Below are 2,296 nucleotides of genomic sequence, written 5' to 3'. Positions count from 1 at the left end.
TGACGACTATGATTCAGACGGGTGTGCAGGAGCCTGACTGATGAGTAATTTGTTTTGGCTGACGGACGAGCAAATGGCTCGTCTTCAGCCCTATTTCCCCAAGAGCCATGGCCGTCAGCGCGTAGACGATCGGCGTGTTCTGAGTGGCATCATCTTCGTCAACCGCAATGGGCTCAGGTGGTGCGATGCACCGAAGGAATACGGCCCCTCCAAGACGCTTTATAACCGCTGGAAACGCTGGGGCGAGAAGGGCATCTTTATCCAGATGATGGAAGGCCTGGCTACGCCTGAGGCTTCAGAGCGAAAGACCATCATGATCGACGCGACCTATCTCAAGGCTCACCGTACGGCTTCCAGTCTGCGGGTAAAAAGGGGGTGAGGGCCGCCTGATTGGGCGCACGAAAGGCGGCATGAACACCAAGCTTCATGCCGTAACGGATGCGAATGGTCGCCCGATCAGTTTCTTCATAACGGCAGGGCAGATCAGCGATTACACCGGCGCCGCCTTGCTTGATGAGCTTCCCAAGGCCAAATGGCTGCTGGCCGACCGTGGCTACGATGCCGACTGGTTTCGCGACGCTTTACAGGCGAAAGGGATAACTCCCTGCATTCCGGGCAGGAAATCCCGGAACAAGACCATCAAGTACGACAAGCGCCGCTACAAACGGCGCAACCGGATTGAGATCATGTTCGGGCGTCTTAAAGACTGGCGGCGTGTCGCAACGCGCTACGATAGGTGCCCAATGGCATTCTTCTCAGCAATCGCGCTCGCCGCAACCGTCATCTTCTGGCTCTGATCAATGAGATGCTGTAACGGGGCCTGCGCCGTGAACCACCGGCTCAAGCATCTTGCAATTGCTCACGGCTCGCTGTCGCTGTTCCCGTATCAGTCTCAATCGGAGGAATACGGGATGAAGCTGTTTATCGGACTGGATGTGTCGCTGGCGAAGACCGCCGTCTGTGTGATCAATGAGCATGGCAAGATCGCGAAGGAAGCGCAGGTTCCCAGTGATCCCCAGGCGATCGTGGACTTTGCAAACACCCTGGAGGGAGCGGTCGCCATCATTGGACTGGAAGCCGGACCGCTGTCCCAATGGCTGCATCGCGGCTTGGCCGATGCCGGGCTGGATGTTGTCCTGATGGAAACCCGGCAAGTGAAGGGTGCTCTGAAGGCAATGCCGATCAAAACGGATCGGCGCGACGCAGAAGGAATTGCCCGACTGCTTCACATGGGCTGGTTCAGGCCTGTACATTGCAAATCCGTGTCGGCACAGGAGGTTCGCGCGCTTTTGGCTGCCCGCAAGGCGATCCAGCAGGGCATGATCGCGCTGGAGCTATCTCTACGCGGACTGCTGAGAAACTTTGGCCTGAAGGTTGGCGCCATCTCACGCGGCCAGTTCGGCGCCCGGATTAGGGAATTGGTGGATGGCAATGCCATGCTGCAAGCAGCGGCCGGGCCGATGTTACGTGCGCGCGCCAGCCTGCGCCAGGAACTAGCCGGACTCGAACGTCAGGTCCGTCTGCTTGCGAAGGATGACGCGGTGTGCCGACTATTGATGACGATGCCGGGGATTGGGGCGGTCGTCGCCTTAACTTTCCGATCCGCTGTCGATGATCCCGCGCGGTTCTCGTCATCCAAGAAAGTTGGTCCATGGGTTGGCCTTACACCATCGCGCAACCAGTCGGGGGAGCGCGACGTGATTGGCGGCATTACGAGAGCTGGCGACGCCAGTCTACGAAGAGCCTTGTGCCAAGCGGCTACCGTCATGATCCATCGGGGCCGTTCGACATGGCTGAGAAGCTGGGCTGTGCAAGTTGCCAAACGCCGAGGTGCAAAGCGCGCGATGGTGGCTTTGGCAAGGCGCATGGGCACAATCCTGCACCGGATGTGGAGGGATGGTACGGAATTCTCCACAGTCCCGTTGATCGCCAAGTCGGCCTGAGCGTTTATAGCAGAACCATGTCGTTGACGTCTTTCTGAACGCAGACCTTCGAGGTCCCAACAGGGACGCGGTTCCGATGATGCCGTGGTCAGGACTGTCGCCGGCCTCGGTCGAGCACGCCAATGAGATGGGCACATCGGAATTGCTGCACTGGACCAGCATCATGTTGGCAGCCATCGCGCTGACCACGGACCGAAGCATGAACCCGGGGCGACCTCAAACGAGGGTAAAAGCAAAGTCAGACATCGGCGAAAGGAATCTGTCGGGATTATTTACCGCAGTGGCAGCACAATGGCGCTGCTGCGGCCGTCACTTTTCGCTTGACTGGAACGGCCCCTTTACCGAAGTCCTGA

3 protein-coding genes are annotated in these 2,296 nt (G+C 58.6%); all 3 read left to right on the top strand.

What is annotated here, in order from left to right:
- Nucleotides 1-40: 40 nt before the first annotated feature.
- A protein-coding gene (locus HCK86_RS23795) for an IS5 family transposase (RefSeq protein WP_176086980.1) occupies nt 41-797 on the top strand; the annotation gives its coding sequence in 2 pieces (ribosomal slippage) (nt 41-369 and nt 368-797; 759 coding nt in all).
- Nucleotides 798-911: 114 nt separating this feature from the next.
- Entirely contained in the window at nt 912-1,943 is a 1,032-nt protein-coding gene (locus tag HCK86_RS23790) for an IS110 family transposase (RefSeq protein ID WP_176086981.1), read from the top strand.
- Between the two features lie 76 nt (nt 1,944-2,019).
- Nucleotides 2,020-2,296 (top strand): hypothetical protein (locus tag HCK86_RS24000; RefSeq protein ID WP_210260026.1); only part of this gene is annotated, 277 nt, incomplete at its 3' end.

Origin of the sequence: Martelella sp. HB161492 (assembly GCF_013184775.1) — a bacterium.
Classification (GTDB): Bacteria; Pseudomonadota; Alphaproteobacteria; order Rhizobiales; family Rhizobiaceae; genus Martelella.
This window is presented reverse-complemented; position numbering and strand designations above follow the sequence as displayed.